Annotated in this window: 4 protein-coding genes; 3 read left to right on the forward strand and 1 reads right to left on the reverse strand. The window is 69.3% G+C overall.

The genetic code is table 11. The features are described 5' to 3' along the window. The 3 genes from QZY48_RS10100 to QZY48_RS10110 form a co-directional block, all read left to right on the forward strand. The coding region (locus tag QZY48_RS10100) for a hypothetical protein (RefSeq protein ID WP_295430659.1) at nt 1–248 on the forward strand (248 nt) is incomplete at its 5' end. Then, complete coding sequence (locus QZY48_RS10105; RefSeq protein WP_295430661.1) at nt 245–2,014, forward strand: serine/threonine-protein kinase; 1,770 nt, start codon at nt 245–247, stop codon at nt 2,012–2,014. The genes QZY48_RS10100 and QZY48_RS10105, both read left to right, overlap by 4 nt. A 215-nt stretch (nt 2,015–2,229) precedes the next feature. Then, nucleotides 2,230–3,492: a sodium:proton antiporter gene (locus QZY48_RS10110; RefSeq protein WP_295430665.1), complete on the forward strand. Its 1,263-nt coding sequence runs from the start codon at nt 2,230–2,232 to the stop codon at nt 3,490–3,492. Nucleotides 3,493–3,707: 215 nt separating this feature from the next. Here the strand turns inward: QZY48_RS10110 and QZY48_RS10115 are convergent, their stop codons facing one another. Then, nucleotides 3,708–4,553 (reverse strand): PA4780 family RIO1-like protein kinase, encoded by an 846-nt coding sequence (locus tag QZY48_RS10115; protein WP_295430663.1) that lies wholly within the window; start codon nt 4,551–4,553, stop codon nt 3,708–3,710. Nucleotides 4,554–5,118 lie beyond the last annotated feature (565 nt).

Below are 5,118 nucleotides of genomic sequence, written 5' to 3' on the forward strand. Positions count from 1 at the left end.
ACAACGACAACGACAACGACAGCGTACCCGGGATCCCGGTCGCCACATCAGTTCTGATCGCACCCGGCGCCTCGTCTGACCGCCGACGGCCGGCCCCGGGGGCGGGGCGGCCCGCTACAATGCCCGGGTCGGGTCGGGCCGCACGGCCCCCCCGCCGCGACGCCTGGGACACCCGAGGTCCCGGTCAGGTCCATTGTTCCGCCCGCACGCCGCGGCGGAACCCGCTGTGGGAGCAAAGGGGCAGATGAACAGTGAACCGACCAGACTGACCGGCGGCGCGGCGGACCCCGCGGCGGCGACCCGGGTGGGTCCCGCGGCCCCGACCGGGCCGGGCGCGGCGGCGGACGCGACCACCATCCAGGCCGGCGCGGCCGGGGCGGCGGCCGACCCCGCCGCGGCCGACACCGCGGGAGCGCCTCCGCTGCACGGGATTTCGCCCGGCACCCTGCTGGTCAATACCTATCGGGTCGAGCGGCTGCTGGGCGGCGGCGGCATGGGCGAGGTCTATTTGGCGCGCCACGCCGGGCTCTCGACCCTGCACGCGGTCAAGGTGATCCGCCCCGCCATGGCCGCCAACCGCCAGGTCATGGATCTGTTCTACCGGGAGGCGAAGGTCCTGCGCGGGGTGCGTCACGACGCGGTCGTGAGCTACGACGGTTTCGTGCGCGACGCCGACGGGCGGGACTATCTGGTCATGGAGTTCGTGGAGGGGCCCTCGCTGGCGGAGCGCCTGCGCCGGGGGCCGCTCCCCGTGGACCAGGTCATAGCGCTGCGCGATCGGCTCGCCGCGGGGCTCGCGCAGGCCCATCGCCAGGGGGCCATCCACCGCGACATCTCACCGGACAACGTGATCCTGCCGGGCGAGCGGGTGGACACCGCCAAGCTCATCGACTTTGGACTGAGCAAGCTCACCGACCCGACCCAGGAGACCATCATCGGCGCCTCGTTCGCCGGCAAGCTGCGCTTCGCCGCGCCGGAACAGTTCGGCATGTTCGGCGGGGAGGTGGACGCACGCTCCGACATCTACAGCCTGGGGCTGATCCTGGCCGCCGCCGCCCGCGGGCGGCCCCTGGACATGGGCAACAACTTCGCTGCCGCCCTGCGTGCCCGCGAGGCTGTGCCGGACCTGACCGAACTCCCGCCTGCCCTGCGCCCCTGGCTCAGTGCCATGTTGGAGCCCGACCCGGCACGCCGGCCCGCGAGCCTCGACGACCTGTTGCGGCGCTGGCCGGCGGCGACCCAGGCGGTTGCCGCGCCCGCGCATGGTGCGAGCGCCGCGGCCCAGACCAAGCCGCCGGGGGGGCGGACTGCGCCGCGGGCGACGCTGCTCCGGGGCGGCCTGGGCGCTGTGCTCGCGCTCGCCGCCGGGTGGGGGCTCTATGTCGTGCTGCGGCCCCTGGAGACGGTGCCGCCCAGGCCCCCGGCACCCGCGACGACGACCATCCCGGGGACGCCCCAGTCCCAGCCCCAGCCGCAGCCCGGTCCCCCGGAACCGGGCCCGCCGCCGCCCCCGGCCGGGGACCTCGCGGCCCTGGTGCAGGGCGGCCGTGACGATCAGGCCTTGAGCGCCGCCCGGGCCCTGATCGCCGCCAACGCGGACGCCCCGGCCGGCGCGCGGACGGCGCTCCCGGCGGACGCCTTCCTGGCCTTGGCCGAATCGTTGCGGGCCGCCGGACGGCCCGCGGAGGCCTTCCCCCTGGTGGAGGCCCTGATCGGCGGCGGGGCCGCGCCCCCCGCGGCGCTCCTCTGGCCCCTGGCCCAAGACCTGCGCGCGGCCGGGCGTCTCGACCCCTACTTTTTCCTGGTACGCGCCCTGGCCGGCCAAGGCGATGGCCCGGCCGCCTTCGCCTACGGCGAACTCTACGACCCGCTGCACTGGACGCCCGGCACTTCACCCTTCACCAAGCCCCGGGCGGACAAGGCGCGGGACTGGTACGAAAAGGCCGCCGCGCTGGGCGTCCCCGCGGCCGCGGCGCGTCTGGAGGCGCTCAGGTCCGCGGCGCCGCGCGATTGATTTTTTTGCTGCTGCGTCGCTGCTCGGGTCAGTAGCGAGTCAAAAACACCGTAAACACAGACACGTTCGTTGTCGTTGTCGTTGTCGTAATCGGAGAAGCGAGGCAATTTCGAGTGCGAGAGAATCCGCGGCGCTACGATAAGCTCGACAACGACAACGACAACGACAACGACAACGACGCGAAGTGCGATTCCACTCACCAGGACCGAAGCCCCATGAGACTCTACGACATCATCGCCGCCCTGATCACGCTCGCCGCGCTCTTCAGTTGGTTCAACCACCGGTTCCTGAAACTGCCGACCGCGATCGGCCTGATGCTGATCGCGCTGCTGATGTCGCTGACGTTGCTCTCGCCGCTGCCGGGCACCGACGGCCTGGAGCAGGACGTGAAACGGATGCTCGGCAGTATCGCCTTCGACGAGACGGTGCTGCACGGCATGTTGGGCTTCCTGCTCTTTGCCGGGGCCCTGCATGTGCGGCTCACCGATCTGGCGCGCCACCGTGCGGCCATCCTGGTGCTGGCGAGCCTGGGCGTGCTCATCTCGGCCCTGCTGGTCGGCGTCGGCGCCTGGCTGCTCTTCCTGCTGCTCGGGCTGCCGGTCCCATTCATCTATTGCCTGCTGTTCGGCACCCTGATCTCGCCGACCGACCCCATTGCGGTGCTCAGTATCTTAAAGCAGGCCGCGGCGCCCAAGAGCCTGGAGACCAAGATCACCGGGGAGTCACTGTTCAACGACGGCGTGGCCGTGGTGCTCTTCCTGGTCCTGGTGAAGATCGCCGTCGGCGGCACCGCGGGGATGCATCCGGGCATCTTCCTCGGCGCCTTCTTCACCGAGGCCTTGGGCGGTCTGGCCCTGGGGCTCGGCACCGGCGGCCTGGCCTATCTCATGATGCGCAGCATCGACAACTACCAGGTCGAGGTGCTCATTACCCTCGCGGTCGCCAGCGGTGCCTATGCGGTGGCCGAGCACTGGCACGTCTCGGCGCCGATCACGGTCGTCATCGCCGGCCTGCTGATCGGGAATCTGGCCCGCGAAGGGGTCTGGTCGGCCGAAACCATGCGCTATGTCGATGCCTTTTGGGAGCTGGTCGACGAGGTCCTGAACGCGGTGCTGTTCGTGCTGATTGGCCTGGAGGTCATGGTGATGAAGATGAGCGCGCCCATCCTGCTCGCCGGCCTGCTGGCCATCCCGCTGGTGCTGGCCGCCCGGGCGGTCAGCACCGGGGTGCCGCTCGCCGCCCTCAAGCGGTTTCGCACCTGGTCACCGGGGGTGGTCGCCATCCTCACCTGGGGCGGGCTGCGCGGCGGCATCTCGGTCGCGATGGCCCTGGCCCTGCCCCATGGGGAGGCCCGCGACATCCTGGTCTCGGTGACCTATGTGGTGGTGGTCTTCTCGATCCTGGTGCAGGGGTTGACCCTGGCCCCGTTCATCCGCAGCATGGGCAGGAGGGCCGATCTGGAGTTCAGCCAGACCTGAGTAGCGAGTCAGGAACAAGTTAAAGACAACACGATCGTTGTCGTTGTCGTTGTCGTTGTCGTAATCGTTGTCGTAATCGGAGAAGCGATGCAGTTCGGCATCCGCGAGAATCGGGGGCGCTACGATCGCCTCGATTACGACAACGACAACGACAACGACAACGAGGCGACAGGCATTCCCTAATGGACTTGTTTTAGCTTATCAGTGAACGGTTCCTAATCGGCGTCGCGCGCCTGTCTGCGCCGCAGCGCATCCTCGCGCGCATCATTGATTTCCCGCATGATGCCGTTGATGTCGGCCTCCTTGTTGCGGCCCTTGAAATGGCCGGTGAGTTTGACCTCGGGCGTGAGATTGCCGCTCTCGTAGATGTACCAGATCTCCTTGCCATAACTGGTGGTCAACAGTTCCGGCGCAAACTGGCCGAAATAGGCCGCCAGATTGGCGACATCGCGCTCCAGCATCCGGGCGGCATTGTTGTTGGCCGCCGCATCGACCGCCTGGGGCAGGTCGATGATCACCGGCCCCTGGGCGTCGACCAGCACATTGAATTCGGACAGGTCGCCATGGATGAGACCGCCGCACAGCATCTTGACGACCTCCGCGATCAGCCGGTCGTGGTAGTCCAGGGCCTGGGCGCTGGTCAGGTCCAGATCGTTGAGCCGGGGCGCGGCCACGCCGTGCTCATCGGTGATCAGTTCCATGAGCAGCACGCCATCGACGAAGTGATAGGGCTGCGGTACCCGCACGCCGGCCGCCGCCAGCCGGTAGAGGGCATCGACCTCGGCATTCTGCCACACCTCCTCCTGCTCCTTGCGGCCGAAGCGCGTGCCCTTTTCCATCGCCCGCGCCTGGCGGCTGTTGCGGACCTTGCGGCCCTCCCGATACAGCGCCTGCTTATGGAAGCCGCGTTGATTCGCCTCCTTATAGACCTTGGCGCAGCGAATGGCACCGTCGGCGAGCACCACATAGACCGCGGCCTCCTTACCGCTCTTCAGCGGGCGGATCACCTCATCGATCAGACCGTCGCGTACCAGCGACTCGAGACTCTTTGGAACTTTCATCGTCGTCCTTTCTGCATTGCCGACGGGTCGCGAGCCTGGCGGGTGGGGGCCGGCAGGCCCGGCGACCGATCACGGCCGGTGACAGGCCCCGCGCGCCGCCGCGCCGCGGGTGGGCGACCGGCGGGCGCTGGGGTCGCGGAAACCGGGAGGACCGGACCTGCCCGGCCAAGGGGCGATTATGGACGTTGCAGGTCCGCGCAGGATAGAGGATTCGCCGCGGTACCCGGTTGGGCAGCCGCCGGGGCGGCGCCCAAGTGTTGCGATGAACCTGGGCAGCCATGATCAAGGACAGGTTGCCGGGTCGCGGCGCCCTGGTCAGGATGCATGGGGGTCGGCGCGCGCGGTGGTCGGTTGGGTTTCGGGCCTTGAGCATCGTTCCGGCCGCCCCGGGCCGGAGTCCAAGGCTTCAGCCTTGGATGGACAGGACCAAGGCGGCCTTGATCATAACCCCGGCCAAGCCGCACCGGCGAGCGCACGCGCTTAAGGCCGCGCGGACGCTGGGAGCGCCGCACCCCAGTGCGGCGCGGCCTCGCGAGCGACCGCGGCGTTGCGTTCTGCGGATAGG

Origin of the sequence: uncultured Thiodictyon sp. (genome assembly GCF_903828115.1) — a bacterium.
Lineage (GTDB): Bacteria > Pseudomonadota > Gammaproteobacteria > Chromatiales > Chromatiaceae > Thiodictyon.